The sequence below is a fragment of the Bradyrhizobium betae genome, from assembly GCF_050632175.1.
Taxonomy (GTDB): domain Bacteria; phylum Pseudomonadota; class Alphaproteobacteria; order Rhizobiales; family Xanthobacteraceae; genus Bradyrhizobium; species Bradyrhizobium betae_B.
The window spans coordinates 614,187-639,893 of the sequence record NZ_CP192576.1; the positions used below are offsets into that span (position 1 = coordinate 614,187).

The window sequence follows — 25,707 nt, forward strand, 5'->3', positions numbered from 1 at the left end:
ACCGCCATCCGTCGAAACCTGCCTGGAGGTCCCGTGCTGGCGCTTGCTGTTCAGAATATCGTTTCTCCCCCGGTGCTCTTCTTCGGGATGGGCCTTGGAGCTTCGCTTGGCCGCTCGGACCTGTCGGTGCCCGAGGCAATCGCGCGTTTTCTCTCGCTCTACCTCCTGATCTCGATCGGCTTCCGGGGCGGCGCCGAGGTCGCCCATCAGGGCTTGACGCTGACGCTGGTCGCCACGATCGCGGCAGGCATTGCCTTGTCCGGCGGCATGCCGTTCCTCGCCTACGCCTTCCTGCGCACCGTCGCAGGCCTCGACCACGTCGACGCCGCAGCGGTGGCCGGACACTACGGCTCGATCTCGGCCGTGACCTTCGTCGCGGTCACGGGCGCGCTGACCCAGCTCGGGCTGCCCTTTGACGGCTACATGATCGCCGTTGCGGCCGCGATGGAGACGCCGGCGATCTTCTCCGCGCTGTTCATCGCACGGACGGGGCGAGGCAGGACCGAAGGAGAGATGCCGAAGGATTTCCTGCGGGAGATCGCACTGAACGGCTCGATCGTGGCCTTGCTCGGCGCGTTCGCGGTCGGCTGCATCACGGGCGAACGCGGCATGATCTCGCTCAAGCCGTTCCTGCTCGACGCGTTCGCAGGCTTCCTGTGCATCTTCCTGCTGGACATGGGCCTGATCGCCGGCCGAGGGCTGCGGGACGGCTGGAGATCGCTGTCCGTCCCCGTCGCCGCCTTTGCCTGGGTCATGCCGCTCGTCGGCGCCGCGTTGGCGGCGGCCCTGGCGTGGCTGATCGGATTGCAGGCCGGCAGCACGGCGGTGTTGATGACGCTTGGCGCCTCCGCCTCCTACATCGCGGTGCCGGCCGCGATGCGGCTGGCGCTGCCTGCGGCCAATCCCGCGATCGCGCTCACGCTGTCGCTCGGCCTGACGTTTCCTTTCAATCTCACGGTCGGCATCCCCCTCTACATCGCCGCCGCACAGATGATCGCAGAATGAGGACAGCATGCAGATGTTTGCCAAGAAGCGCGTCGAAATCCTGATCGAGCGGGCTCTCCTGAAGCGACTGACGGAAGAATTGGTGTCGACCGGCGTCAGCGGCTTTTCCGTGGTCCCCCTCGCCGCGGGACGCGGCCACGCCGGGCAATGGGATTCGGACGGCCAGATCGGAGACGCCGCCGGCATGTACGCGCTGTGGTGCATCGTCGATCCCGGCCGCCTCGACGGCCTGCTGCAGGCCGTCTTCGCCATCGTCTCCCGGCAGGTGGGACTGGTCTCGGTCAGTGACGTCGAGGTGGTGCGGCCGGAGCGATTCTGAACGAGAGATGCCTTCAGCGCAAAGCCGAGCCGGCTTTAGTCCGATAGGGGTCGGCAGATCGTCGCGCTGCCGACCATCGCTCGCGGCGCTGCCGCTGACAGGCGCAGCGGCAGCGTCCGTTGATGCCCATTTGGCTGAGGTTCGAACTCTTTTTGCCTGAGGTCTTTCAGTGACTCCGAGGCTTGCGCAGAGCGATCACGCCGATCGCCACCAGCAAGCCGGTGCTGACCAGAGCCAGGCCTGCGAGTTGGAGACTGTTCGGAACCTCGCCTGTGATCGGCAGGCCGATCAGGATGGCGACGGCTGGGACGAGGGCTGGAAAGACTGCGGCGCGCCCGGCACCTATAATTTGAACAGTCTTCGAGAAAGCGATGACAGCAACGACGCCTGAGAGAACGCCTTGCACCAGGATCTGCGCTGCGAGCATCGGCACCGGAGCCGCCAGGAGACGATCCGCTCCGATTACCAGGACATAGCCGGGAACGTAGGCAACTGCTGAGAGCACCGAGACCACGGCGGTTCCTGCGACCGGCGACACGCTCCAGTGGCGGCTGACGACCGTAAACATTGCCCACATCAGGCCGGCAGTCGCGAATAGCAGGTCGCCGATCGGCGTTGATGCCGTCCCGGTCATCAAACCAGGCCCGGCAATCACAGCGAGCCCGGCGATGATTATGGCGACACCTACAACGCGTGCAATCGTCGGCCGATCACCCAGCACCAGAAATGCCAGTCCGATTGACCCCAGCGTCAGCGCTGCCGGCTGGATGACGGCACCATGGGCCAGCGGCGCGAATGAATAGCCTGACACACCGGTTATGACGAAGAGCGGCCCGACCAGCAGTGTCAGGGCCGCGCCCTTCATCATGCCCATGCCGGCCATGTCCTTGATGCCATGTCTCAATAACCACGGCAGCATGATCAATCCCGCGACGCCGTACCGGATCGCTGCGATGTCGGTGGCGTGGAGACCCGCCGATACACCGGCGCGCGCCATGGCCAGATAGGAGCCCCAGATGCTCGCGGCCAGCAAGCCGAGCGCAAGGCCGCGCACCTCCGGGCGATCGCGCAGAGCTATCCGCGAAGGCACGGTGGGTACAGCGGTCGTGCAAAGGGGCATGCTCATGACAATTCTTGCTCTTGAGATCTGAGATCAGGACGCGATGGAGAGCTTGCGCAGCGCCGAGAGCGCTACGGCCGGATCCATCCTGTTGCGGTAGTCGGGATCGACGCTCGCGAGTGCGATACGGCCGCCCTTCTCGATCACGTAGCTCGCCGGCATTGGCAGCGACCACTGTCCGTCCCCGTTGTGGGTCGGCAGGTCGTGGCCGAATTTCTGGTAAAGTGCCTTGATGGCTGGCGAGAGTTGGAAGCGGATGCCGAGCGCATCTGCCAGCGCACCGTCTGTATCGCTCAACACGTCGAAGCTGAGCGTGTTCTTCTCCGCGGTCGTCAGCGTATTGTCCGGCGTCTCCGGCGAGATGGCAACGAGGCGGGCGCCAAGTGCCGTGATCGCGGGCAGCGCTTTCTGGTAGGCGCGCAGTTCGAGATTGCAGTAGGGGCACCAGCCGCCGCGATAGAAGGTCACAACGAGTGGGCCGGCCGCAATCAGAGCGCCGAGATCGGACGTGCCACCGGTCTGGTTCGGCAATTCCCTTTCCGGAAACTGTGCACCGACCTGGAGCGCGCGATCGGCCAGCGACCGCAGCGCCGCATTGTCGTCATCGACGAGCTTCGCGGTTTCAGCGCCGACGCGCTCGCGCCAGGATGTCTTGAAGGTGTCGAGTTCGGTTTGCAGGGACATGATCGCTCTCTGGAATGTTCGTGGTAAAGATTGAAGCCGGCCATTGACGATGTGCTCAGGTCTTTGACGCGACCATCATCTGTTGAACGAGTGCGTTCGCGCTGGCGCCTTCAAGCGCGAGTCCGTAGCCGACTTCGCGAACGATCCGCTCTTTCAGCGGTTGGATAAAGTGGATGCGCGTATTGCGGCGCGTCACTTCGGGTTGCTTGAGGTATTGCTGCGCCAAATTACGGGCGACCGCCACGGCACTGCCGGCATCCGCAAGATAATTCACGACGCCCCATGCTGCCGCTTCCTCAGCCGTGACCGGACGCGGGCTGAGGAGGAATGCCTCGGTCCGGCCCGCTCCAGCGCGATACGCCCACGTCGTGTACACGCCATCGCCTGGAACGATCCCGCCGGCGAAGTGCGGCAGATCGTGGAAAGTCGCCGTCCTGGCAGCAACAATGACGTTGGCGAGCAGCGCATACTCGGTGTGGATGTGCGCCCTGCCCTCGATGGCAGCGATCATCGGTACGCGAATATTGGCGATGTTCTCGAGGATCTGAGTGCCTTCGTCGTGCACTTTCGACCAGACATTGGCATCGCCGACATTGCCGAAGCTGCCGAAGTCGATTTCGGCCATATAGTCGCCGACGCCGGTCAAGATGACGACCTTGTTTCCGCGGTCGCGGCTGATCTCGTAAAAGGCGTCCGTGAATCCCTCATGGTCCCGCGCATCAAATTTGATCGGGCCGCCGTCTGTATGCATCTCGACCAGCAATATGCCGTCTGCGCCCCGGCTCATGCGGAGGTGGGCGTAGCGGCTGAAATAGGCCGGTGCTGAGTTGGTCTCGGCGCTCATGATCGTCTCCGTAGCGTTGCGTACCGGCGGCGCTGCCGTCGCCTGCAATGCATCCATGAACCATGCCTGGAACTTGCGGAACGCCTACAGATTTCATATCATTGATACGAAAGGCGTATGAATGATATGGATCTACTGGGCCCGATGAAGACGTTCGTCCGCGTGGTCGAGGCCGGCAGCTTCACCGCAGTCGCCACCGAACAGAACTCGACGCAGCCGACGATCAGCCGGCAGATCGCAGCGCTTGAGGAGCATCTCGGTTCGCGCCTTCTCACCCGTACGACACGTGCGTTGACACTGACCGACGACGGTCGCGCATTCTACGAGCATGCGCTGCGCGCTTTGGAGGCAATCGGCGAAGCGGAAAACGCGGTCGGCCGGCGACAGGCGAAGCCCACCGGGACGTTGCGCCTCGCCGTGCCTGTTGTACTCGGCCGTCGACATATCGTGCCACGGCTCGCCAGCTTCCTCTCGCGCTACCCGGATCTGTCGATCGACGTGACGATGAGCGATAGTTTCGTCGATCTCGTCGAGCAGGGCATCGACCTTGCGTTACGTGTTGGCGAGATCACCGACCAGAGCCTGGTTGCGCGCAAGATCGGCATGGTCCGCCGGGTTACGGTCGCCTCACCGGCCTATCTCAAGGCGCATGACACACCACGTGCGCCTGCCGACCTCGCACGCCATCAGTGTATCGTCTACACGCGCCTCGCCACGGGCAATCGATGGCACTTTGAGAGCAAGGATGGGCCGCTGGTGGTAGACGTCTCTGGCCGCTATCGCGTCGATAACTCGGAAGCCGTGCGTGAAGGCGTGCTTGCCGGTCTCGGCATCGCCGTCATCCCGGCATTCGCGTTCTCGAATGAGGTGGAGAACAAGCAGGTGCAAGTTCTGCTCAGGTCATACGAGCCCAAGCCTCTGCCGCTCAATGCCGTGTACCCGTCACGCCGCTTCGTCCCGCTCAAGGTGCGAGCAATGATCGACTTCCTGGCCAACGAACTTGAGATCGATCCGGTGCTCAGCCGCTACGGCATATCCGCTGACTGAGTGCCAGCATGACCGCCAGCAGCGGACGCGCACGGCCAAGGAAATAGCGTCAAAACGGGTGTCTGTTCCTAGACCTCCCCGTACTCTTGGCTCCAGCCGAATGTCGGGTTTGCGTAGAAAACTGCCGCCTCTCCGGGACTCGAAATTCGACAACTCCGGATGCTCACGACCCGGGATGGATCAAAATCTTTCCCCATATCCGCTTAGTGCGCCGGCTTGAAATTGTCGTTCCTTTCTTGCTGGACTCGCGGTTTTCTCGAGCCACACGAGACACAAGCGGCACGCCGCATCATGCCGCCGTCGGCTCGCCGCGCCGCCTGTGGATCTGGAGATAGTTGGTGTTGCACGAGCGGGTCGTATGCCAGCGCATGGTGATCGGAGCGAGCTCCAGGCCGCAGGTCTCGATGACGGAGAAGCCGAGCGGAGCAAGCGTGCTCGCGATCTCGTCCGGCCGCATGAAGCGCCGCCAGTCGTGCGTGCCGCGGGGCAGCCAGCCCAGAACATATTCCGCGCCAATGATCGCCTTCACGAACGACACCAGCGTGCGGTTCAGCGTGCCGATGACCAGCAACCCGCCGGGCGCAACCAGGCTGCCGGTCGCAGCCAGAAAGCGATCAGTGTCGGCCACGTGCTCGACGACCTCGAGCGACAGCACGATGTCGAACTGCCGCCGTTCGGCAACCAGTTCCTCGGGAACGGCCTGCCGGTAGCAGATGGACAAACCGGCCCGGTCCGCATGGAGGGTCGCCACGCGGACATTGCGCTCGGCGGCGTCGATGCCGAGCGCAAGCGCGCCGAGACGCGCCATCGGCTCCGTCACCAGACCGGCGCCGCAACCGACATCGAGCAGCGTCAATCCGTCGAGGGGCCGCTCCAGCCTCGCGTCACGCACCATCAGCGCAGGAAGCCGGTTCTGAAGGTGCGCGACACGCGCCGCATTGAAACTATGAACCAGCTTCATGCGACCGTCGGGATTCCACCAATCCTCGGCGAGAGCCTCGAACCGCGCGATCTCGTCGGGATCGACGCTCGGCGCGAGGCCGGTCTTCAAGTCCTTGCGCAGCATGTTCAGCCTTCCTGGCGAGCAGCTCGGCGCCCGTCGCTACGGCACCGTTCGGAACAGAATTTCACGCTTGGCCAATCCCGGGCCCATTTTCGCCGCCAAACGAACGGCCGCCTGCAAGCGGCGCATATTTTGGCCGGAAGGTCCGATTTGCGTCGCATCTTCGGCATGGCAGAATTGCCCAGCGAGAAAAAACCTGTCTGCGCAGTTTGCCCGGACAGATCGAACCTTTCTCTTCCTGAACGAGCCTGGACGGATTTTGGATCATGATTCCTGGCTGCTTGTGATCCAAATTCGGCTTGTGATCGTTTCCTGCCGGTAGTCACGCGATCGTGCAGGACGATCAGATCAACCGGCGCGCCCAAGGCAGATGATCCAGTGCAGATGATCCAGCGCAGATGATCAGAACCATTGCAGCCTGGATCGGCAGTTATGCGGATCATCCGGACCCTCGTTCTGCGCTGGCCGGCAAGGTCGCGCTCGTGGTGGCCTCCAACCAGCCGTTCTATCCGCTCTATCTGCATTGGATCGTGGGGACGGCCGCCTGGCCGGCCTGGTTCAGCCTGCTGTCGACGCCTTTCTTCCTCGCCGTCCCGGCCCTGGCGAAAAGACATTCGTTCGCAGGTCGCGCGCTGCTTGTATTGGCCGGTGTCGGCAACACCGTCTTTTGCGTCAAGCTGTTCGGCGCCTCGTCGGGTGTCGAGCTGTTTCTGCTTCCCTGCGCGCTGCTCGGCACCGTCTTGTTCCGACCTGACGAGCGCCTGAAGTCTGCGATCGTCGCCGCGCTTCCCTTCATCGTCTATCTCCTCGTCGACGCCCATCTCGGCCAACCGGTGATGGTGACGTCGGACTACGCGAGGCTCATCGCTCTGAACGGCATGAGCGTGGCAGCCTTGATCGCGCTGATCGGCCTGCTCTGCTCGACGATGCTGTCGGCGCGGGAGGCGTGAGATCGTGACAATCGAGATCCCAGGCGCGAGGCAGCATGTCGACATCTCTGACTGACGATCACGACGGCAGGCCGCGGCGCGCACTGGTTCCCACCGCGGCAGTATGGCTCGGCGGATTGGGCCTGGTGCCGTTCGTCGGGCTCTCGATCGCCTCCCTGGCCATCGAGGGCGACTTGAAGGCGGCCGCGCTGCACGGACTGCTGGCCTACGGCGCCGTGATCCTGTCGTTCCTCGGCGGCATCCATTGGGGCGCCGCGATGATCCAGTCGATCTCGCGGACGGATCACGGTATCGATTCTGTCCGGCTCGGCATCAGTGTCATTCCCTCGCTCGTCGGCTGGGCGTCGCTGCTGATCGATGCCCGATATGGCCTCGCCCTATTGGCAGTCGGCTTCGCCGCGAACCTGCTGCTGGATATCCGGTTCACGCGTCAAGGCTTGGTCCCGCCGTGGTACCGCGTGCTTCGCCAGCCGCTCACGATGATCGTCGTCGCCGCCCTGATCGTGGCGGAGTTCGGCCAGTGACGTAACTTGTTTCGCCGGGGCTGACGATTTTTGCGATGATGACATCATAGAGCTGTTTTGCCCGACAGGTCAATCAATTTTCGCATAATCAGAAAAATTTCGCTCCCGGTCCGCAAGTCGTTGATTCCGCTATGACCGGCTACTGTGCATGGGGTTGTTTTCGCGATCTTCGTTTTCGGTGCCTGAAAACGCTGCTCAGAGCAACGGCCGATAGACCTCACCAATCCGTGCGGCCTCCGCCTCGAGGCTGAACTGCGTCAACACCCGCGCCCGCCCACGCTCGCCCATCGCGGTCGCCGCGGTGACGTCGCGCATCAGCGGCTCCAGCGCCGCAGCGAGCGCCTCGGCATCGCCTGTCGGGACCAGCACGCCTGTCACCCCATCCTCGACCACGAGTTCTGCCGCCCCGGCACGTGCCGCGACCAGCGCGCTGCCGGCCGCCATCGCCTCGATCAGCGTCAGGCCGAAGCCCTCGTTGCGCGAGGTGAAGGCGTAGATCGTCAGCCGCTGGTACCATCGCTGCACCTGTCCGATCGGCAACTCGCCGGTGATGACGATGCGCGCTTGCAGGGCGGCTGCTTCAATGCGCTTCCTCAGGTCGTTCGCAAAAGCAGTTTGCTCCGGCGTGACCTGACCGACGATGACCGCAGTGAAATCCGGATAGCGCGGCAGCAACCGGCACATCGCATCGACGAACACATCGGTGCCCTTCTGCGCACGCACGCGACCGAAGCAGCCGATCGCGTAGCGTCCCGGCAACCCGCTTTCGGCGAACGCCGCGGCACGGTCGGCCGGCGGCGCATAGACATCGGTGTCGACGCCATGCGGGATCACAGTCGCCTTCACTTTCAGGAAGGAGGCCGAGAGATCCGACGTCGCGATGATCGCGTCCATCTGCCGGATCAGCCAGCGCGTGATCCAGCTGTGATGCCGCTGCGCCGCCGAGGTGAACACCAGCTTGAGCGGCCAGCCGAGCGCACGCAGCACGACGCCCGCAATCATCTCGTTGTTGCGCCGCGCATGCCAGATCAGTGGCGTCTTGCGGCGCCACAGTTTCAGGAAATCAGCGCCGCTCAGCCGCGCAATCCCCTCCGGCGCGTCGGAGCCGAACCACGCGGCGCGATACAGTCTTGCCAGCCGCGGCGCCACCATCCGGTTGGTCGCCGTGACCCCGGAATAGCGCCTGTGCAGATTTGGCACGATCACCTGCAGATCGCCGGGGAATTCGCCACGTCACACTCCGTTTCGAAAAGTCCCTATACGCAACATTAAGCATAGTGACCAGTTCAGCCGCGCCGAAACACCGTCTTCACCGCACAAACGTTAGCATCGGCTTGAATTGAAGACGGGTGAGATCATGACCGTGCTAGTCACCGGCGGCGCCGGCTATATCGGAAGTCACACGGTTCTCGCGCTGGCGGAAGCCGGCGAGGACGTGGTCGTGATCGACGATCTCTCCACCGGCTTCTCCGCGTACTTGCCGGAGGGCGTGCCGCTGTTCATTGGCGACGCCGGCGACGAGAACCTGCTCGAAGGCGTCATCGCCCAGCACGACATCGACAGCATCATCCATTTCGCGGGCTCGGTGGTCGTGCCGGACTCGATGCGCGATCCGCTCGGCTATTACCGCAACAACTTCATGACCGCGCGCAACCTGCTCAACGTCGCGGTCAAGCGCGGCATCAACCGTTTCATCTTCTCCTCGACCGCCGCCGTCTACGGCAATCCGGACCAGGTGCCGGTGCCCGAGCACGCGCCGACACGGCCGCTGTCGCCGTATGGCTCGTCGAAGCTGATGACCGAGATCATGCTGCACGACGTCGCCGCCGCCTACGGCATGCAGTACGTGACCCTGCGCTACTTCAACGTCGCCGGCGCCGATCCGCAGGCCCGCATCGGGCTTGCCACCGCCGGCGCCACGCATCTGCTCAAGATCGCGGTCGAGGCCGCAACCGGCCAGCGCGCCAAGATCGACGTGTTCGGCACCGACTATCCGACCCCGGACGGGAGCTGCATCCGCGACTTCATCCACGTCACGGACCTGTCGCAGGCGCATCGCTCGGCGCTGGCCTATTTGCGCAATGGCGGCGCCTCGACGACGCTGAATTGCGGCTATGGCCGCGGCTATTCTGTGCTGGAGACCATCGACGCGGTGCGCCGGGTTTCGGGCCGCAGCTTCGCCGTGCAATACGCCCCGCGCCGGCCGGGCGACATCATGACCATGGTCGCCGACACCAGCCGCATCCGCGGCCTGCTCGACTGGCGGCCGCAATATGACGATCTCGAGACCATCGCCGCCCACGCCCTGGCGTGGAGGAAAAGCTGTTCCGCGAGCGCCATGGCGAGCTCCGCCACGCCGCCTCGGCCTAGATTCCATCCGGGCGCAAGCCCTTAATTGGGCTTGAAAAACCCCGCTCGAGCGGGCACAGAGGCCATTCGATCCCTGACGCGCGGGCAGCTTTGCCGCTGCGCCGTCAATGGAATGCGGATGGCCCAGTTTCCAAAGAAAATCACCGACGATCCCTATGCGGCGATGGTCCTCGTTCGCCGCCTGGTCACGGAACAGGGGGTCATCTACTGGCGGCGCTATCTCGTCGCCTTCGCGCTGATGGCGCTTGCCGCCGGATCGACCGCCGGCGCCACCTACGTGCTCGGCCAGGTCATCAACCAGGCCTATGTCGACAAGAACATCCCGGGCATCGCGATGTTCTCGGGCATCACGGTGATCCTGCTCTTCATCAAGGGCGTGGCGACCTACGGTCACATGGTGATCCTGACCAAGATCTCCAACGCCATCCTGGCCACCAACCAGCGCCAGCTCTTCGCCAAGCTGATGCGCGAGAGCGTCGGCTTCTTCTCCGAACGGCATTCCTCCGAATTCCTGGCACGGCTGACGGCCGGCGCGAAATCGATCACCGACGTCCTCAACATGCTGGTCAACGCCATCGGGCGCGACCTCATGATGCTGCTCGCCATGATCGGCGTGATGGTGTGGCAGGACCCCGTGATGTCGTTCATCGGCCTCGTTGTGGTGCCGCCGGCAATGCTGGTGCTGCGCAAGCTGGTCAAGCGCATCAAGGGTCTCGCCTTCAACCAGTTCACCGGCACCGCCGACATCATGGAGACGATGCAGGAATCGCTGCAGGGCATCCGCACCGTCAAGGCGTTCACGCTCGAAGAGACCATGCAGAAGCGCATCGACGAGAACATCGCGATCGTCGAGCGCAACGCCAACAAGATGGCCCGCGTCGCCAACCGCTCCAACCCACTGATGGAGATGCTCGGCGGCTTCGCGGTTGCCGGCTGCCTGCTCTACGGCGGCTACAGCGTGGTCGCGCTGAACGCCACCCCGGGCGCGTTCTTCTCCTTCATGACCGCGTTCCTGATGGCGACCGAGCCGGCCAAGCGGCTGGCGCGGCTCAACATCGATTTGAACAGCCAGCTTGTCGGCGCACGCATGCTGCTCGAAGTCGTCGACAGCCCGGCCAGCGAGCATTCCGACGACGACAAGCCCGCGCTGAAACTGTCGGACGCGCGGATTGAGTTGCGCGACGTCAGCTTCTCCTACCGGACCGGCGAGACCGTCCTCAACCGCATGAGCTTCGTAGCGGAGCCCGGCAAGGTCACCGCGCTGGTCGGCCCGTCCGGCGGCGGCAAGTCGACCGTGCTGGCGCTGCTGCTGCGCTTCTACGAGGTGACACAAGGCGACATCGTGATCGACGGCCAGTCGATCGGCGCCGTCTCGCGCAAGTCGCTGCGGGCGCAGACCGCCTATGTCGGCCAGGACGTCTATCTGTTCCGCGACACCATCCGCAACAACATCGCCTTCGGCAAACCGGGCGCGAGCGAGGACGAAATCATCGACGCCGCCAAGGCGGCCTGCGCGCATGATTTCATCATGGGCTTCCCGCTCGGCTACGACACACCGGTCGGCGAGCACGGCACCCAGGTGTCAGGCGGCCAGCGCCAGCGCATCGCGGTGGCGCGCGCACTGCTCAAGAACGCGCCGATCATCCTGCTGGACGAGGCCACCGCCGCACTCGATTCGGAGTCCGAGCGGCAGGTGCAGGAAGCGATCGAGCATCTCTGCCAGAACCGCACCACCATCGTGATCGCGCACCGCCTGCACACCATCATGCACGCAGACAGCATCCTGGTGGTCGAGGGCGGCGAGATCGTCGAGCAGGGCCGGCATGACGACCTGCTGCGCCGCTCCGGCCGCTACGCCTCGTTCTTCCGCCTGCAACATCACGACGCCGGCGCTCTGGCGCCGATCAGCGCAACCGCATAGAATTCCTCGTCAACCTCAAGAGCAGCGAGACCGCTTCATGAACGCCGCCTCCTACGTCATCCCGCTTCCGCCCCAGGCTTCGCTTCCCGTCGTCGGGGAAAGCGGCCGTTTTCCGGTGCGCCGCATCTGGTGCGTCGGCCGCAACTATCTCGAGCACATCCGCGAGATGGGCAATGACGAGCGCGCGCCGCCGTTCTTCTTCGCCAAGCACGCCGACATGCTGGTGCCCGATGGCGCCACCATTCCCTATCCGCCGCTGACCAAGGATTTGCATCACGAGGTCGAGCTGATCGTGGCGCTGAAGAGCGGCGGGCTCAACATCCCCGCCGACAAGGCGCTCGACCACGTCTACGGCTACGCCGTCGGCATCGACCTCACCCGCCGCGACCTCCAGATCGCCTCGCGCAAGAAGGAGCGTCCCTGGGAGATCGGCAAGTCGTTCGACGGCTCCGCACCCGCCTCCGCGCTGCAACCGGCCTCGAAGATCGGCCATCCCACCAAGGGCAGGATCTGGCTCACGGTGAACGGCAAGGAAGCCCAGACGGGCGACCTCGAGCAGATGATCTGGAACGTGCCGGAGACGATCTGGCAGCTCTCGCAGCAGGTGAAGCTCGCCGCCGGCGACATCATCATGACCGGCACGCCCGCAGGTGTGTCGCAGCTCCAGCCCGGCGACAAGCTCGAATGCGGCGTCGACGGCGTCGGCACGCTGAAGGTGAGCATCGGTCAGCCGGAATAAGGCTGCACGACATCCCGACATCAAAGGCCCCGGACCTGCCCGGGGCCTTTTTGATTCCGGTCACATCTACCAGGCTTTCACCGGTCGATCGGCATGGCTTGCCTGCGGCACACCGCGATTGAGTGACATGTGCGAATGCACGCACAGCCAGCCATCACCTTCGCTCGAAAACACCATCGTCGCCCGGCCGGGGCGCGGAAACGGATTGCCGTCCGGATGATAGCCCGTGCTCGTCCACGGCGCGATCACAGTCGCCATCATGCCGTCGGGGGATGCCAGGATCGAGGTCTGCTCGAGCACGAAACGAAAGTCGCTCGTCTTCGGCCAGACGTTGTCCCATTGCGAAGTGACCCATTGATCGAGGCCGGGGATGACATCGTTATGCGTGCCGAAGGCCAGCACGTCAGGATGGAACAGGGGCCGCGCCGAGGCGTAGTCGACCTCGCGGACATAGCCCGCGAAGGTCTCCAGCCACCGGTGGAAGAACTGCACGATCTCGGCATTCGCAAGCGGCAAGGAAACCATTGTGCCCCGACTATCTCAACGCCGAAAACACGATGAGGCCAAGAACCAGCGCCGTCAGAGAATACTTCAGCGTGTAGTAGACGTTGCGGTTCCACTCCTTGACCTTGCGGCTGCCGAGGTGGATCTCGTAGAGCTTGCCGAACACCTTGTTGAGTACGCCGACATGCTCGCCATCGACGTTCTGGGTTGCCGACGCCTTGACGATGTGATGGCTGACCCAGCGGTTGATCGCGGTCATGAAGCCGTACTTCATCGGGCGCTCGACGTCGCAGAACAGGATGATGCGGTTGACGTCGGTCGCATTCTCCGCGCTGTGGATGAAGGTCTCGTCGAACATGAAGGCTTCGCCGTCGCGCCAGACGCATTCGACGCCATCGACCAGGATGCGGCACTTGTTCGAGTTCGGCGTGACGAGACCGAGGTGATAGCGCAGCGAGCCAGCGAAGGGATCGCGGTGCGCGCCGAGCTTGCCGCCCGGCGGCAGCATCGCGAACATCGCACCGTGCACGCTGGGGATCGACTTCAGCAGCTCCACCGTCTTCGGGCAAAGCGTGTTCGCCGACGGCAGGAAGTCGTCGTACCATTTCAGGTAAAACCGCTTCCAGCCGCTCTTGAAGAACGAATAGAAACCCCAGTCGTTGTTCTTGGCGGCGGCACGAATGAAACCTTCGTCGAACAGGCGCACGGCCTCGTCGCGGATGGTCTCCCAGTTCTCGCTGAGGGGCTTGAGCTCGGGAAATTCCTCGACCGGGATCACCGGCCTGTTCGGCACGGCCGAGCCTGCATACATCAGCACATTGTAGGGGGCGAGATAGGTCGAGTGATCGCCGAGCTGGCGCGCAAAGCGCAGCCGCTGCTTGCCGCGGAAGTGAACGTAGATCGTCGAAGCCGCGAGCACATACAAAATGACAAGTTGCGGCGCAAAAAGCTGTTTCAACATTTCCCCAAGTTCCCAACTGACCCAGCCGGGAACGTGATCTACCCCGGTCCGTCCGAACCGGCAAGATATTCACCGCTGGGTTGCAATCACGCTGGGGAGAGCGGCGGTACGGAACCTGGGCTGAAACTGGCCGAAATGAGCCGAATCAGGCCCGCGACAGCGCCTGCAGACCCTTGAAGGTGAGGCGCTTGGGATCCGTGATGCCGGCCAGATAGAGCCGGCGGATGAACGCGATGACGGCGTCGCGGTCGCAATCGGTCAACGCGACGACGGCGTCGACCGCGATCTTCTGGGCTTCCATTGGGCTCACCTCGGCCTTGCGAGTAACCCCGGCCGAGACAGGCTAGGACTCACCGGTTAATCCGGCGTTAACCGTTCGGGCAGCATGGCTGATTCAGCCCGGTGCCCGTATACGCAAAACAACGCATTGCCCGGCGTGCACCGGCTCATCGCGCTGCCATGCTCTTCCGGAGCTGCGCAAATTGCTTCTTCAGCCGCGGTACCGCGAAGTCGGTGAAGGCACGTACCTTGGGCACCGAGAGCCTGCCCTGCGGGCAGATCAAATGCGCGGGCATCTCCGGATCCTCATCACCGGCCAGTACGATCTCGAGCTCGCCGCGCGCGACCTGCTCTGCCACCTGGTAGGAAAACATCCGCGCCACCCCGCGCCCGGCCACGGCGGAGGCCACCGCCGCATAAGTGCTGTTGACGACGAGGCGCGGGCTGAACTGCACTGTCCGGGCTGCCGACGAGCCGGCCTGCGGCACAAAGGTCCAGGAGTTCGGAAGATGCGCCATCGCCACGATCTGGTGCTTGGCAAGATCGCCGGGCTCGGTGATGCGCGGGTGCTGCTTCAGATAGCGCGGCGCCGCCACGACGACGCGGTTGATCTCGCCGACCCGCATCGCCACCATCGCTGAATCCGCGAGAGGCCCGATGCGGAGCGCGACATCGACGCCCTCCTCGATCAGATTGACCGCACGGTCGAACAGCAGAAGCTTTGCCGACACGGTCGGATAGGCATCGAGAAACGCATCGAGGATCGGCCGCAGCACCATCTCGCCGGACACCACAGGGGCGGTGATCGTGAGCAGGCCGCGCGGCGCCGTGCGCGGTCCAGCCGCAATGTCGTCAGCCTCCTCCAGCTCCGCGAGTACGCGGCGGCAGATCGCAACATAGCGCTGGCCCTCTTCACTCAGCTTGATCGATCGCGTCGTCCGGTGCAGCAGCTCGGCGCCAACCCGCTCTTCCAGGAAGGCGATGGCGCGGCTGACCGCTGCCGGTGAACGGCCAAGCTTGCGTCCCGCGGCCGCGAGGCTTCCCTCGTCCACCGCGAGGACGAACACATTCATCGCATCCAGACGGTCCATGCCTGCCCGCCATCCCATCAAATACCGGTGACAAGCTAGGCGTTCGTCTCCGCCGCGACAACCGCCGTCAAAGCCAGATCCGGCATTCGTTCGCGCCACGTAACAGTGTCTGCCGGACAACGTGTATTCGCAGCCGGGCCGCTGGAGCCTACCTCAGACGCCAGGCCAGCGGATGCTGGCTCAGGTTCTGAAAGCCAACAACAGGAGCCCGTCATGGGTATCGAACAGAAGGTCGCCATCATTACCGGTGCATCGCAGGGCATCGGCGCCGCCCTGGTCCGGGGTTTTCGTGATCGCAACTACCGCGTCGTGGCAACAGCGCGCTCCATCAAGCCGTCGGGGGACGATGATATCCTTGCCGTTGCCGGCGACATCTCGGATCGGGCCACCGCCGAACGCGTCGTTTCGCAAGCCGTCGCCCGCTTCGGCCGGGTCGACACGCTGGTCAACAATGCCGGCATCTTCGTCGCAAAGCCGTTCACGCAGTACACGGCGGAAGACTATGCGGTGGTGATGGGAACCAATGTCGCAGGTTTCTTCAATATTACGCAGCTCGCCATCGCCGAGATGGAGAAGCAGGGTTCTGGCCACATCGTCCAGATCACCACCACCCTGGTCGATCAGGCCAATTCAAACGTGCCCTCGGTGCTGGCCTCGCTGAGCAAGGGCGGGCTGAGCGCCGCGACCAAGTCGCTCGCGATCGAATATGCCAGGCGCGGCATCCGCGTGAATGCGGTGTCGCCCGGCGTCATCAAGTCGCCGATGCATCCGGCCGAAACGCATGCCCAGCTCAGCGCGCTGCACCCGGTCGGCCACATGGGCGAGATGTCCGACATCGTCGATGCCGTGCTCTATCTCGAAGGTGCTTCCTTCGTCACCGGCGAGATCCTGCATGTCGACGGCGGCCAGAGCGCCGGCCACTGAGCCGAGGAGAAACACGATGCCCATCGTCACCATTCAAGTGACCCGCGAAGGAACGACGCCGGGGACGGCGTCGCTCACCGCGGAGGAAAAGGCCGCGCTGATCGAGGGATCGAGCCAGCTCCTGCTCGACGTCCTCGGCAAGCCGCTCGATTCGACCTTCGTCGTGATCGAGGAAGTCGACCTGGACAATTGGGGCTGGGGCGGCCTGCCCGTGCCGGAATTCCGGCGCCGCCGTGCCGCCCGGACCGGATGATCCACGCGCCATTGTGCGCAGGAGGATGAGATGAGCAACGCAGATACGAAGCAGCACGTCGAAACCCGGCGGCACCCGCAGCCGGACTCAGGCTCAAAGTCAACGTCCCAAAGAACCTGGCGATATGCCGTAGCTGGATTGTCAGCATCTCTGGTCGGCCTTGGCCTCGCGCGCTTTTCCTATACTCCGCTGATCCCGGCCCTGATCGCTGCAAAATGGTTCAGCGCATCCGACGTCGTCTATCTCGGTGCGGCGAACCTTGCCGGCTATCTCGCCGGCGCGCTCGCTGCGCGGGCTATCGCTTCCCGCATCGGCGCGGTCAGTGCACTGCGCGCGATGATGCTGCTGGCAACCCTCTCCTTCTTCGCCAGCTCGGCCCCGGTATCGTTCGCCTGGTTCTTCGCCTGGCGCTTTCTCTCAGGTCTCACCGGCGGGATCATCATGGTGCTGGCGGCCTCCGTCATTCTGCCGCACACCCCGGCTGCGCGGCGCGGCGTCGTCGGCGGCGTGATCTTTGCCGGCGTCGGGCTCGGCGTCGCAGCGTCGGGCACGCTGGTGCCGCTCTTGCTGCAGCAGGGCCTGCAGCAGAGCTGGTATGGCCTCGGCGTGCTCTCGGCCGTGCTTACGCTGGCGAGCTGGTGGAACTGGCCCGCTGACGCCAGGGGCGATGCGGCTCCCGCGCATCAGGCAAAGGCGCATCGAGCCTCGCCCGCCGCCCGCGCGCTGCTGGTCCAGTACGGTCTCAACGCGGTCACCCTGGTGCCGCACATGGTCTTCATCGTCGACTTCGTGGCGCGTGGCCTTGGCCAGGGCATTGCGGCGGGATCGCGCTACTGGGTGCTGTACGGTCTCGGCGCGATCGTCGGCCCGCTCGTCACCGGGCATCTCGGTGACAGATCCGGATTTGGACCGGCACTGCGCGCGGCCTTCCTGATCGAGGCGGCCGCCGTGCTGCTGCCGACCGTCAGCACTGCACCGGTTTCGCTGATCGTCTCGAGTATCGTGGTCGGCGGCTTCACGCCGGGGATCGTGCCGCTGGTGCTCGGGCGCATCCATGAGCTCGTGCCGCACTCCGCAGAGCAGCAGCGGACGACCTGGAGCCACGCCACCACGAGCTTTGCGCTGTTCCAGGCGGCCGCGGCTTACGGTTTCTCCTGGATCTACGCGCAGACCGGCGGCGACTATCTGGCTCTGTTCGGACTCGGAGGGGCGGCCGCAGTGATCGCACTCGCGATCGACCTCGGCCTCGCTCTCACCAACCGCAAGGTGTAGCCGCGGGGGCGTGATCAGGAATACTGCATCACGCCGTCGTCGATCCGGCCGAAGCGCAAGGAGACGATGTCGAGGGCGTAGTTCTGATACAGCCGCCACGGCTGCTTCGAGCCCTGCTTCGGCATCTTGGCAACCGAGCGCTGCACATAGCCCGAGGTGAAGTCGAGCGACGGCTGCGCGGTGATTTCCGGGTCGTCGTTGTGCGGCATGCACTGGCGGAAATTGTGCCGATCCATGTAGTTGATGAGACGGCAGACATATTCGCAGGTGAGATCGCATTTCAGCGTCCACGACGCGTTGGTGTAGCCGAACGCCGAAGCCATGTTGGGCACGTCGGCATACATCATGCCCTTGTAGGTCAGCGTGTTGGCGAAATCGACGGCGCGGCCGTCGACGCTCACCTCGAGTCCGCCGACGACCTGGAGTACCAGTCCGGTCGCGGTCACGATGATGTCGGCGGCGAGCTCGCTGCCATCCTTCAGGCGGATGCCGTCACGGGTGAAGGTCTCGATCTCGTTGGTGACGACCGAAGCGCGCTGCTCGCGGATCGCCTTGAACAGATCGCCATCGGGCACGAGGCACAGCCGCTGGTCCCAGGGATTGTAGCGCGGCGTGAAATGGGTCGCGACGTCGTAATCGGGTCCGAGTGCCATCTGCACGCCCTTGAGGACCAGCTCCTTGACTTTCGCCGGCCGGCGCCTGCTGAGCTGGAAGAAGAACATCCCCCACATCACGTTGCGCCAGCGGATCAGATGATAGGCAAGCCGCGTCGGCAGGCTACGACGCAGCTTGTTGGCTACGGGATCCAGCGCCGGACGCGACACCACGTAGGTCGGCGAGCGCTGCAGCATGGTGACCTGCGCCGCCGTCTTGGCAAGCTCCGGCACCAGCGTCACCGCGGTCGCGCCCGAGCCGATCACGACGACGCGCTTACCCGCATAGTCGATGTCTTCGGTCCATTTCTGCGGATGCACGATCCGGCCGGAGAAATCCGCTGCGCCCTTGAACTCCGGCGCATAGCCCGCCTCGTATTTATAATAGCCCGGGCACATGAACAGGAAATTGCAGGTGAAGCTTATGAGCTCGGTTGCGCCTTCGCCCGTGGTGCGCTCGGCCTCGACGGTCCAGCGTGCGTCCGGCGTCGACCACGCCGCGCGCTGGACGCGATGACGGTAGCGGATGTGCTTGTCGATGCCGTTCTCGGTGGCTGTCTCGCGCACGTAGTTCAGGATCTGCGGCCCGTCGGCGATCGCCTTCGGATCGGTCCACGGCTTGAAGGAATAGCCAAGCGTGAACATGTCGCTGTCGGAGCGGATGCCGGGGTAGCGAAACAGGTCCCAGGTGCCGCCGATGCAGTCGCGTCCCTCGAGGATGACGTAGCTCTTGCTCGGGCACTTGCTCTGAAGGTGGTAGCCCGCGCCGATGCCGGACAGGCCCGCGCCGACGATCAGCACGTCGAAATGTTCTCGTTGCATGGTTTCCTCCGCCACCGAGGATTGTCCGCCCGCCGCGACTGGCCGTCAATTGGCAACCAGCCGTGCAGCAACTGCAAAGCGAGTGGAATTCCATGCGCCGAAACAACGAAGCCCCGGATCACTCCGGGGCTTCGCGTCAATCGTCGATCGAACCAATGGCTCAGTACCGATAATGATCCGACTTGAACGGGCCTTCCTGCTTCACGCCGATATAGTCGGCCTGGTCCTTGCGCAGTTCGGTGAGCTTGACGCCGATCTTGGCGAGATGCAGCCGGGCCACCTTCTCGTCCAGCGATTTCGGCAGCACGTAGACTTCCTTCTTGTACTTGCCTTCCTTGTTGTTGGCGAACAACTCGATCTGCGCCAGCGTCTGGTTGGTGAAGGAGGCCGACATCACGAAGGACGGATGGCCCATCGCGTTGCCGAGGTTCACGAGGCGGCCTTCCGAGAGCATGATGATGCGGTGCTTGTCGGGGAACTCGATCTCGTCGACCTGCGGCTTGATGTTGGTCCACTTCAGGTTACGCAGACCCGCGATCTGAATCTCGTTGTCGAAGTGGCCGATGTTGCAGACGATGGCGCGATCCTTCATCGCGCGCATGTGCTCGATCGTGATGATGTCCTTGTTGCCGGTCGCGGTGACGAAGATGTCGGCGCGCGGGGCGGCGTCTTCCATGGTCACGACCTCGTAGCCTTCCATCGCCGCCTGCAGCGCGCAGATCGGATCGATTTCGGAGACCATGACGCGGCAGCCGGCCTGGCGCAGCGAGGCGGCCGACCCCTTGCCGACGTCGCCGAAGCCGGCGACCATCGCGACCTTGCCCGACATCATCACGTCGGTGCCGCGGCGGATGCCGTCGACCAGCGATTCGCGGCAGCCATAGAGGTTGTCGAACTTCGACTTGGTGACGCTGTCGTTGACGTTGATGGCCGGCCACAGCAGCGTGCCGGCCTTCTGCATGTCATAGAGACGATGCACGCCCGTGGTGGTCTCTTCGGAAACGCCCTTGATGCTCTTGGCGATCGCGGCGAAATACCCCTTCGGCTTTTCCTTGAGCTGCTTCTTGAGCAACGCGAAGAAGACTTCCTCTTCTTCCGAGCCGGGCTTGTCCAGGAACGCCGCGTCACCGTTCTCGGCGCGCAGACCGAGATGGACGTACATGGTGGCGTCGCCACCGTCGTCGAGGATCATGTTCGGATGACCGCCGCCGTGCCAGTCGAACAGCTTGGCGGTGTAGTCCCAGTACTCGGTCAGCGTCTCGCCCTTGACGGCGAAGACGGGAATGCCGGCGGCCGCGATCGCAGCTGCAGCGTGGTCCTGCGTCGAATAGATGTTGCAGGAGACCCAGCGGATATCGGCGCCGAGCGCTGCCAGCGTCTCGATCAGCACCCCGGTCTGGATCGTCATGTGGAGCGAGCCGGCGATGCGCGCGCCCTTCAGCGGCTGCTTCGGGCCGTACTCCTCGCGGGTGGCCATCAGGCCTGGCATCTCGGTCTCGGCGAGCGAGAGCTCCTTGCGGCCGAAATCGGCGAGCGAAATGTCCTTGACGATGTAATCGGTGAAGCCGGGCTTCGCGCTCATAGCGGAGATCCTGTTGTTGAATTGGTCATTCCGGAGCTCGCCAGACAGGCGAACCCGGAATCTCGACATGATGGATAAGGCTTCCGGGCCCGCTCGCTCGCGCGAGCGCCCCGGAATGACACGAACAAACTAGAGCGCGCGCTTGAGCGGCTCGACCAAATCGGTCTTCTCCCAGGAGAAGCCGCCCTCGTTGTCGGGGGTGCGGCCGAAATGACCATAGGCCGAGGTGCGCGCGTAGATCGGGCGGTTGAGGTCGAGATGGCTGCGGATGCCGCGGGGCGTCAGATCCATCGCCTGCGCCGCCGCCTTCTCGAGCTGGTCCTCCGACACCTTACCGGTGCCGTGGGTGTCGATGTAGATCGACAGCGGACGCGCCACGCCGATGGCGTAAGCGAGCTGGAGCGTGCAGCGGTCGGCAAGACCGGCGGCGACGATGTTCTTGGCGACGTAGCGCGCAGCGTACGCCGCCGAACGGTCGACCTTGGTCGGATCCTTGCCGGAGAACGCGCCGCCGCCATGCGGCGCCGCACCACCATAGGTGTCGACGATGATCTTGCGGCCGGTCAGGCCGGTGTCGCCGTCGGGTCCGCCGATGTAGAACTTGCCGGTCGGGTTGATGTGCCAGATCGTCTTCGGCGTGATCCAGTCCTTCGGCAGCGCCTCGCGCACATAGGGCTCGACGATGTCGCGGATCTGCTTGGACGAGATGTCCTCGACCAGATGCTGGTGCGACACCACGATCTCGCGCACGGCGACCGGCTTGCCGTTCTCGTACTGCACGGTGACCTGGCTCTTGGAGTCCGGACCCAGCACCTTCTCGCGGCCGGAGTGGCGCGCTTCCGAGATGAGGCGCAGGATCTTGTGGGCGTAGAAGATCGGCGCCGGCATCAGGTCGGGCGTCTCGTTGGTGGCGTAGCCGAACATGATGCCCTGATCGCCCGCGCCCTCTTCCTTGACCTCGCCCGGCTGAAGCGCATCGACGCCCTGCGCGATGTCGGCCGACTGGGGATGCAGCAGGATCTCGATGTCGGCGGTCTTCCAGTGGAAGCCTTCCTGCTCGTAGCCGATGTCCTTGATCGCGGCGCGCACGACGCCTTCGATCTGCTCGTTGGTGACGGAGGCGGGACCGCGGGTCTCGCCGGCGATCACCACCTTGTTGGTGGTCGCGAGCGTCTCGCAAGCGGCGCGGATGGCCCAGGGATCGATGCCGGCCTTCGGCCCTTCGCGATAGAACAGATCGACGATTTCATCGGAGATCCGGTCACAAACCTTGTCGGGATGCCCCTCGGACACGGACTCGCTGGTGAAGAGATAGGACGCGCGCATCAGTAACCCCTTGTTCCGCCGCTAACCCGGCGGGCGTTTGCGATGTTTAGCTTTGGATTGCGTCAATCACGCCGTCGCGAGATGACGTAGGATTCGTCGAGAAACCAGAGCCCGTTGTACTTTCGCAGCACGTCCCTGGCAGCATCCAGAGCGCGGCCGTTTTGAGTCATATCTGCCAACCGGTCGTCCTCAATCTGGGCGACATAGACTGCCGCGTTCCATGCTGCAAAGGCCGTCGAGGTTCCGATCGTTCCCGTGACCTCGTTGGGCAGAGCCTCCATATCATACCTGAAGATCGAGCGGTTGTCCGCGTAAACATTAAAATTCAGGTCGCGTCCCAACGATCCGAGTTCGTATTTCACGGCGCGCAATAGCTCATGGCGGCTCACCGCGAAAGGATTTTCTCCTGGCCAGATTGCCTGGATCATTTCCATGCCCGGATCCTGGCCATGGGAGTGAATTCCGATGAGCCGGCCACCCGGCCGCAACGCCCGTGCCAGAGGTGCAATGATCCGCTTTGCCCTGAAATTGACCGAGGACAACGCGCGATAGGGCTGGGATGCGATGACGAGGTCGAAATTGGCCTCGGCCTGGCCCGGCCGTGGAATGGTCGAATCCAGCAGGAACCGCTGGTCCTCGCGGTAGAGCACCAGCACGACCGGCCGCTCGTACAGCGGCATGCCCGTACGCGGGCTGATGGCCGCGCGCCAGTTCTGCTCCAGAAACGGCTTCAGCTCGGCAATTTGCGTCTCGAAGTCGCCCGACGAGGCTCCCCTGAGCGGCACATCGTGCCACACGGTGGCGGCGGCGGCCGCAGGTGAGTTCGGCGTCAGCCAGGGCGCTTCCGCATAGTGCATATTGGTGAAAACGAACACCGAGGCCGGATGCTCGAACAGCCGGTCCGGGACCTTGTCCAGCGTGAGCCGGACGTCTTCCAGGCTGAGTTCCTTGCCGGCGACGTAGAACGGCATGTGAGGAAAGCGCTGATGCATCGAGCGCAGCACGCGCGCGAGCACCGAGCCGTCGCCGACGCCGGCGTCGAACACACGCAGCGCCGGCGGCCGGGGATGGATACTGGCGAGTTCGAGCGCCACGCGTTCCGCGACCACCCGCTTCTCGCTGCAGGTGTGGACGAACAACAGGTATTTCTGCCGGTTCTCGAAGAAGCGGAAATTGCTGCGCGGATCGCGCTTTTCCGGCGGCACCTGAAGCCCCCGCGGCGGCGGCAGGCCGCCGGTCGATGCAGCGATGTAGGCCTGGATCCGCTCCAGCGTATCGACCGTGATGCGCTTTCCCTCGCGCAGCCGATGAACCAGCTTCCCATCGTTCACCGCGCGCCGGCCAAACGTCGATTCAGCCATGTCCGCCCCGCGGCAGAACGCGGTGATTTGGCTGAGGATTTCGTCGTTTTTCATTAGTGGGATTTCGGTGGGCAGAAGCGTTGGGCCCCGCCACTTAGCAAACTCTGCCCACTGATGGAATACCCCTCCTGTGCTTTACCCCAGCTCCGATGACGGGAGCGTGAACCCCGGCGTGCCGCCGGACAACAAACAAGCGCGTCTCCTCCTACGGGATCACTGCAATGCGTCGCCTGCTCCTCGCACTCTGCCTGCTTGCCGCAACCATGTGGTCGGCGCCCGCTGTTGCGCAGGCGCGCAGCCAGCTCGGGCCGCTCTGCACCACCGACACCACACCGGCGGACCAGATGATCGACGCTTGCAGCAAGATCGTCGCGCTGAAGGTGTTCAAAGGCGAGCAACTCGCGACGATCCATTTCTGGCGCGCGGTCGGCTGGAACAAGAAGGGCGACTATTCGAAAGTCATCGCTGACGCCACCGAAGCGATCCGGCTCCAGCCGAGCCAGGCGGCCTACAACCTCAGGGGATCGGCCTACTACGACAAGGGCGAGTACGAGATCGCGATCGCCGATTTCGACGATGCATTGAAGCTCGGACCTCCGAGCGGCACCATCTTCCACAACCGCGGCAACGCCTGGCGCGGCAAGGGCGACTTCAGCAGAGCGATCGCAGACTACGACGCCACGATCAAGCTGGAGCCGAAGTCGGCGTTCTCGTTCCAGAACCGCGGCATCGCGAAGGAGGCGCTCGGCGAGCTCGACGGGGCTCTGGCCGACATCAACCAGGCGATTCGGCTCGACCCGACACTGCCGCAGCCGCTGATCAATCGCACCGCGATCTGGCGCATACGCGGCGATCTCGATCGCGCCATCGCCGACGGCAGCGAGGCGATCCGGCTTGCGAAGGAAAAGCCGCCCGTCAACATCATGACGCCGCCGAACAGCGTGCTGATTTCCGGCTACATCCACCGCGCGCTGGCCTATGAGGCCAAGGGCGACTACGCGCATGCGCGCGACGACTACAAGGCGACGCTGGCGATCGTGGCGTCCGATGCCGGCAGCAAAGCCAACCAGGCCACCGCAAAGGTGCGGCTGTCGCTGGTGACGGATGCGCTCGCACCCGTTCCGCGCGATGCACCGCCTTCGACGATGCCGCCGACGCAGGCCCCGCAGCAATCCGGCGCGTCGCCGGCAGCCCCGCCTGCCCCGGCGATGCTTCTCAAGCGCATGGCGCTGGTGATCGGCAACGGCGCCTATGTGCACGTGAAGGCGCTGCCCAATCCGGCCAACGACGCGCGCGCCGTCGCCAGGAGTTTGCGCGATATCGGCTTCACGGTCTCGGAGGGCATCGATCTCGACCGCACGTCCATGCAGAAGGTGACGCGCGACTTCCTGCGCGAGGCGGCGCGGGCGCAGATCGCCATCGTCTACTATGCCGGTCACGGCGTGCAGGTCGATGGCCGCAACTATCTCATTCCGGTCGATGTCGAGCTAAAGGCCGGCAGCAGCATGACAGACGCGATGATCGACATGGACACGATTATGGCCGGCCTCGACGACCAGGTCCGCACCAACATTTTGATTTTCGATGCCTGCCGCAACAATCCGATGGCGCAGCAGGTAGCAAGCGCCGGCGGCAATCGCGCCATCGAGGGCGCCTCGGGCCTCGCGGCCCCGCAGAGCCTGGGCGCCGGCGCGACGCTGGGTGCGGGCACGCTGATCGCCTTCGCCACCGCGCCGGGCCAGGTCGCGCTCGACGGCGAAGGCGCCAACTCGCCGTTCTCCGCCGCCCTCTCACGCCATCTCGGCACGCCCGGACTTGAAGTGCAGCAGATGCTCACGCGGGTGCGTGCGGAGGTCGTCTCGAGCACGAAGAGCAAGCAGGTGCCGTGGTCGAATTCGTCGCTGCTGGGCGAGGTTTATCTGGCGGCGAAGTGAGGGCGGAGGGCGCCGGCAAAGGTCAGGAGCGCGGCGCTGCTATCCCTGCACTCGGTGTCATCGCCCGGCCTTGACCGGGCGATCCAGTGTTCCAGAGACGGCGGTGAAGTGCGGAAAAGCTGCGGCGTACTGGATTCCCCGCTTTCGCAGGGAATGACA

Annotated in this window: 25 protein-coding genes and 1 pseudogene; 12 read left to right on the forward strand and 14 right to left on the reverse strand. The window is 64.2% G+C overall.

The features are described from left to right. Positions 1-33: 33 nt before the first annotated feature. Together ACQ86E_RS03170 and ACQ86E_RS03175 are read left to right on the forward strand one after the other, a co-directional pair. Positions 34-1,005: a sodium-dependent bicarbonate transport family permease gene (locus ACQ86E_RS03170; RefSeq protein ID WP_431204148.1), complete on the forward strand. Its 972-nt coding sequence runs from the start codon at positions 34-36 to the stop codon at positions 1,003-1,005. Positions 1,006-1,012: 7 nt separating this feature from the next. Next, positions 1,013-1,324 carry a P-II family nitrogen regulator gene (locus tag ACQ86E_RS03175; RefSeq protein WP_431204149.1) on the forward strand — a complete coding sequence of 104 codons (312 nt, stop codon included), beginning with the start codon at positions 1,013-1,015 and terminating at the stop codon, positions 1,322-1,324. Between the two features lie 166 nt (positions 1,325-1,490). Here ACQ86E_RS03175 and ACQ86E_RS03180 read toward each other — a convergent pair whose 3' ends face one another. From ACQ86E_RS03180 to ACQ86E_RS03190, 3 genes are all read right to left on the reverse strand, one after another. After that, a complete protein-coding gene (locus ACQ86E_RS03180; RefSeq protein WP_431204150.1) occupies positions 1,491-2,378 on the reverse strand; it encodes a DMT family transporter in 888 nt (295 codons plus the stop codon). Positions 2,379-2,477: 99 nt separating this feature from the next. After that, a complete protein-coding gene (locus ACQ86E_RS03185; RefSeq protein WP_431204151.1) occupies positions 2,478-3,128 on the reverse strand; it encodes a peroxiredoxin-like family protein in 651 nt (216 codons plus the stop codon). Between the two features lie 55 nt (positions 3,129-3,183). Continuing rightward, a complete protein-coding gene (locus ACQ86E_RS03190) occupies positions 3,184-4,029 on the reverse strand; it encodes an enoyl-CoA hydratase/isomerase family protein (protein ID WP_431204152.1) in 846 nt (281 codons plus the stop codon). A gap of 87 nt (positions 4,030-4,116) precedes the next feature. Here ACQ86E_RS03190 and ACQ86E_RS03195 point away from each other — a divergent pair, with 87 nt between their 5' ends. Beyond that, on the forward strand, positions 4,117-5,019 hold the full coding sequence (locus ACQ86E_RS03195) for a LysR family transcriptional regulator (RefSeq protein ID WP_431204153.1): 903 nt from the start codon (positions 4,117-4,119) through the stop codon (positions 5,017-5,019). 289 nt (positions 5,020-5,308) lie between these two features. On the opposite strand, the gene ubiG is transcribed toward ACQ86E_RS03195, so the two are convergent. After that, a complete protein-coding gene (gene ubiG / locus ACQ86E_RS03200) occupies positions 5,309-6,085 on the reverse strand; it encodes a bifunctional 2-polyprenyl-6-hydroxyphenol methylase/3-demethylubiquinol 3-O-methyltransferase UbiG (RefSeq protein ID WP_431204154.1) in 777 nt (258 codons plus the stop codon). Between the two features lie 2 nt (positions 6,086-6,087). Next, complete coding sequence (locus tag ACQ86E_RS03205; RefSeq protein WP_431204155.1) at positions 6,088-6,525, reverse strand: DUF2256 domain-containing protein; 438 nt, start codon at positions 6,523-6,525, stop codon at positions 6,088-6,090. Here ACQ86E_RS03205 and ACQ86E_RS03210 point away from each other — a divergent pair. Next, positions 6,481-7,032 (forward strand): hypothetical protein, encoded by a 552-nt coding sequence (locus ACQ86E_RS03210; protein WP_431204156.1) that lies wholly within the window; start codon positions 6,481-6,483, stop codon positions 7,030-7,032. The two genes, ACQ86E_RS03205 and ACQ86E_RS03210, sit on opposite strands and share 45 nt — an antisense overlap. Before the next feature lie 35 nt (positions 7,033-7,067). Next, positions 7,068-7,556 (forward strand): DUF3429 domain-containing protein, encoded by a 489-nt coding sequence (locus ACQ86E_RS03215; protein ID WP_431204157.1) that lies wholly within the window; start codon positions 7,068-7,070, stop codon positions 7,554-7,556. Between the two features lie 195 nt (positions 7,557-7,751). Here ACQ86E_RS03215 and ACQ86E_RS03220 read toward each other — a convergent pair whose 3' ends face one another. Continuing rightward, positions 7,752-8,768, reverse strand: coding sequence for a glycosyltransferase family 4 protein (locus ACQ86E_RS03220; protein ID WP_431206383.1), 1,017 nt, complete (start codon positions 8,766-8,768; stop codon positions 7,752-7,754). Positions 8,769-8,913: 145 nt separating this feature from the next. Here ACQ86E_RS03220 and galE point away from each other — a divergent pair. From galE to ACQ86E_RS03235, 3 genes and pseudogenes are all read left to right on the forward strand, one after another. After that, a pseudogene (gene galE, locus ACQ86E_RS03225) lies at positions 8,914-9,926 on the forward strand (UDP-glucose 4-epimerase GalE). A gap of 118 nt (positions 9,927-10,044) precedes the next feature. Continuing rightward, positions 10,045-11,847 carry an ABC transporter ATP-binding protein gene (locus tag ACQ86E_RS03230; protein ID WP_431204158.1) on the forward strand — a complete coding sequence of 601 codons (1,803 nt, stop codon included), beginning with the start codon at positions 10,045-10,047 and terminating at the stop codon, positions 11,845-11,847. A gap of 37 nt (positions 11,848-11,884) precedes the next feature. Then, positions 11,885-12,586, forward strand: coding sequence for a fumarylacetoacetate hydrolase family protein (locus tag ACQ86E_RS03235; RefSeq protein ID WP_431204159.1), 702 nt, complete (start codon positions 11,885-11,887; stop codon positions 12,584-12,586). Positions 12,587-12,652: 66 nt separating this feature from the next. Here the strand turns inward: ACQ86E_RS03235 and ACQ86E_RS03240 are convergent, their stop codons facing one another. From ACQ86E_RS03240 to ACQ86E_RS03255, 4 genes are all read right to left on the reverse strand, one after another. Further along, positions 12,653-13,111 (reverse strand): YybH family protein, encoded by a 459-nt coding sequence (locus ACQ86E_RS03240; protein WP_431204160.1) that lies wholly within the window; start codon positions 13,109-13,111, stop codon positions 12,653-12,655. A gap of 10 nt (positions 13,112-13,121) precedes the next feature. After that, complete coding sequence (locus ACQ86E_RS03245; protein ID WP_431204161.1) at positions 13,122-14,051, reverse strand: aspartyl/asparaginyl beta-hydroxylase domain-containing protein; 930 nt, start codon at positions 14,049-14,051, stop codon at positions 13,122-13,124. A gap of 145 nt (positions 14,052-14,196) precedes the next feature. Further along, positions 14,197-14,352: a hypothetical protein gene (locus ACQ86E_RS03250; RefSeq protein ID WP_188098452.1), complete on the reverse strand. Its 156-nt coding sequence runs from the start codon at positions 14,350-14,352 to the stop codon at positions 14,197-14,199. 145 nt (positions 14,353-14,497) lie between these two features. After that, the gene (locus ACQ86E_RS03255; RefSeq protein WP_431204162.1) at positions 14,498-15,421 is read right to left on the reverse strand and encodes a LysR family transcriptional regulator; all 924 of its coding nucleotides are present in this window, start codon (positions 15,419-15,421) and stop codon (positions 14,498-14,500) included. 213 nt (positions 15,422-15,634) lie between these two features. On the opposite strand from ACQ86E_RS03255, the gene ACQ86E_RS03260 reads away from it, so the two are divergent. Genes ACQ86E_RS03260 through ACQ86E_RS03270 form a run of 3 tightly spaced genes read left to right on the forward strand, consistent with a single transcriptional unit; the run spans position 15,635 to position 17,870 of the window. After that, positions 15,635-16,345, forward strand: coding sequence for an SDR family NAD(P)-dependent oxidoreductase (locus ACQ86E_RS03260; RefSeq protein ID WP_431204163.1), 711 nt, complete (start codon positions 15,635-15,637; stop codon positions 16,343-16,345). Between the two features lie 16 nt (positions 16,346-16,361). Then, positions 16,362-16,598 (forward strand): tautomerase family protein, encoded by a 237-nt coding sequence (locus ACQ86E_RS03265; protein WP_431204164.1) that lies wholly within the window; start codon positions 16,362-16,364, stop codon positions 16,596-16,598. Positions 16,599-16,628: 30 nt separating this feature from the next. Next, positions 16,629-17,870 carry an MFS transporter gene (locus ACQ86E_RS03270; RefSeq protein WP_431204165.1) on the forward strand — a complete coding sequence of 414 codons (1,242 nt, stop codon included), beginning with the start codon at positions 16,629-16,631 and terminating at the stop codon, positions 17,868-17,870. A 14-nt stretch (positions 17,871-17,884) separates the two neighbouring features. On the opposite strand, the gene ACQ86E_RS03275 is transcribed toward ACQ86E_RS03270, so the two are convergent. From ACQ86E_RS03275 to ACQ86E_RS03290, 4 genes are all read right to left on the reverse strand, one after another. Beyond that, on the reverse strand, positions 17,885-19,345 hold the full coding sequence (locus tag ACQ86E_RS03275) for a flavin-containing monooxygenase (RefSeq protein WP_431204166.1): 1,461 nt from the start codon (positions 19,343-19,345) through the stop codon (positions 17,885-17,887). Between the two features lie 160 nt (positions 19,346-19,505). After that, positions 19,506-20,927 carry an adenosylhomocysteinase gene (ahcY, locus tag ACQ86E_RS03280; RefSeq protein WP_431204167.1) on the reverse strand — a complete coding sequence of 474 codons (1,422 nt, stop codon included), beginning with the start codon at positions 20,925-20,927 and terminating at the stop codon, positions 19,506-19,508. 129 nt (positions 20,928-21,056) lie between these two features. After that, positions 21,057-22,253, reverse strand: a complete 1,197-nt coding sequence (gene metK / locus ACQ86E_RS03285) for a methionine adenosyltransferase (protein ID WP_431204168.1) — start codon at positions 22,251-22,253, stop codon at positions 21,057-21,059. A 62-nt stretch (positions 22,254-22,315) separates the two neighbouring features. Continuing rightward, positions 22,316-23,668 (reverse strand): hypothetical protein, encoded by a 1,353-nt coding sequence (locus tag ACQ86E_RS03290; RefSeq protein ID WP_431204169.1) that lies wholly within the window; start codon positions 23,666-23,668, stop codon positions 22,316-22,318. 167 nt (positions 23,669-23,835) lie between these two features. Between ACQ86E_RS03290 and ACQ86E_RS03295 the strand changes: the two genes are divergently transcribed. After that, on the forward strand, positions 23,836-25,548 hold the full coding sequence (locus ACQ86E_RS03295; RefSeq protein ID WP_431204170.1) for a caspase family protein: 1,713 nt from the start codon (positions 23,836-23,838) through the stop codon (positions 25,546-25,548). Positions 25,549-25,707: the final 159 nt, after the last annotated feature.

Excerpts from the sequence above, each read along its gene's own strand:
- ACQ86E_RS03260 (WP_431204163.1), top strand. The coding sequence starts at position 15,635 with ATGGGTATCGAACAGAAGGTCGCCATCATTACCGGTGCATCGCAGGGC.
- ACQ86E_RS03190 (WP_431204152.1), bottom strand. The coding sequence starts at position 4,029 with ATGGATGCATTGCAGGCGACGGCAGCGCCGCCGGTACGCAACGCTACG.
- ACQ86E_RS03270 (WP_431204165.1), top strand. The coding sequence starts at position 16,629 with ATGAGCAACGCAGATACGAAGCAGCACGTCGAAACCCGGCGGCACCCG.
- ACQ86E_RS03205 (WP_431204155.1), bottom strand. The coding sequence starts at position 6,525 with ATGATCCGCATAACTGCCGATCCAGGCTGCAATGGTTCTGATCATCTG.
- ACQ86E_RS03175 (WP_431204149.1), top strand. The coding sequence starts at position 1,013 with ATGCAGATGTTTGCCAAGAAGCGCGTCGAAATCCTGATCGAGCGGGCT.
- ahcY (WP_431204167.1), bottom strand. The coding sequence starts at position 20,927 with ATGAGCGCGAAGCCCGGCTTCACCGATTACATCGTCAAGGACATTTCG.
- ACQ86E_RS03255 (WP_431204162.1), bottom strand. The coding sequence starts at position 15,421 with ATGGACCGTCTGGATGCGATGAATGTGTTCGTCCTCGCGGTGGACGAG.
- metK (WP_431204168.1), bottom strand. The coding sequence starts at position 22,253 with ATGCGCGCGTCCTATCTCTTCACCAGCGAGTCCGTGTCCGAGGGGCAT.
- ACQ86E_RS03295 (WP_431204170.1), top strand. The coding sequence starts at position 23,836 with ATGCGTCGCCTGCTCCTCGCACTCTGCCTGCTTGCCGCAACCATGTGG.
- ACQ86E_RS03195 (WP_431204153.1), top strand. The coding sequence starts at position 4,117 with ATGAAGACGTTCGTCCGCGTGGTCGAGGCCGGCAGCTTCACCGCAGTC.
- ubiG (WP_431204154.1), bottom strand. The coding sequence starts at position 6,085 with ATGCTGCGCAAGGACTTGAAGACCGGCCTCGCGCCGAGCGTCGATCCC.
- ACQ86E_RS03215 (WP_431204157.1), top strand. The coding sequence starts at position 7,068 with ATGTCGACATCTCTGACTGACGATCACGACGGCAGGCCGCGGCGCGCA.
- ACQ86E_RS03240 (WP_431204160.1), bottom strand. The coding sequence starts at position 13,111 with ATGGTTTCCTTGCCGCTTGCGAATGCCGAGATCGTGCAGTTCTTCCAC.
- ACQ86E_RS03235 (WP_431204159.1), top strand. The coding sequence starts at position 11,885 with ATGAACGCCGCCTCCTACGTCATCCCGCTTCCGCCCCAGGCTTCGCTT.
- ACQ86E_RS03185 (WP_431204151.1), bottom strand. The coding sequence starts at position 3,128 with ATGTCCCTGCAAACCGAACTCGACACCTTCAAGACATCCTGGCGCGAG.
- ACQ86E_RS03265 (WP_431204164.1), top strand. The coding sequence starts at position 16,362 with ATGCCCATCGTCACCATTCAAGTGACCCGCGAAGGAACGACGCCGGGG.
- ACQ86E_RS03245 (WP_431204161.1), bottom strand. The coding sequence starts at position 14,051 with ATGTTGAAACAGCTTTTTGCGCCGCAACTTGTCATTTTGTATGTGCTC.
- ACQ86E_RS03230 (WP_431204158.1), top strand. The coding sequence starts at position 10,045 with ATGGCCCAGTTTCCAAAGAAAATCACCGACGATCCCTATGCGGCGATG.
- ACQ86E_RS03210 (WP_431204156.1), top strand. The coding sequence starts at position 6,481 with ATGATCAGAACCATTGCAGCCTGGATCGGCAGTTATGCGGATCATCCG.
- ACQ86E_RS03275 (WP_431204166.1), bottom strand. The coding sequence starts at position 19,345 with ATGCAACGAGAACATTTCGACGTGCTGATCGTCGGCGCGGGCCTGTCC.
- ACQ86E_RS03250 (WP_188098452.1), bottom strand. The coding sequence starts at position 14,352 with ATGGAAGCCCAGAAGATCGCGGTCGACGCCGTCGTCGCGTTGACCGAT.
- ACQ86E_RS03290 (WP_431204169.1), bottom strand. The coding sequence starts at position 23,668 with ATGAAAAACGACGAAATCCTCAGCCAAATCACCGCGTTCTGCCGCGGG.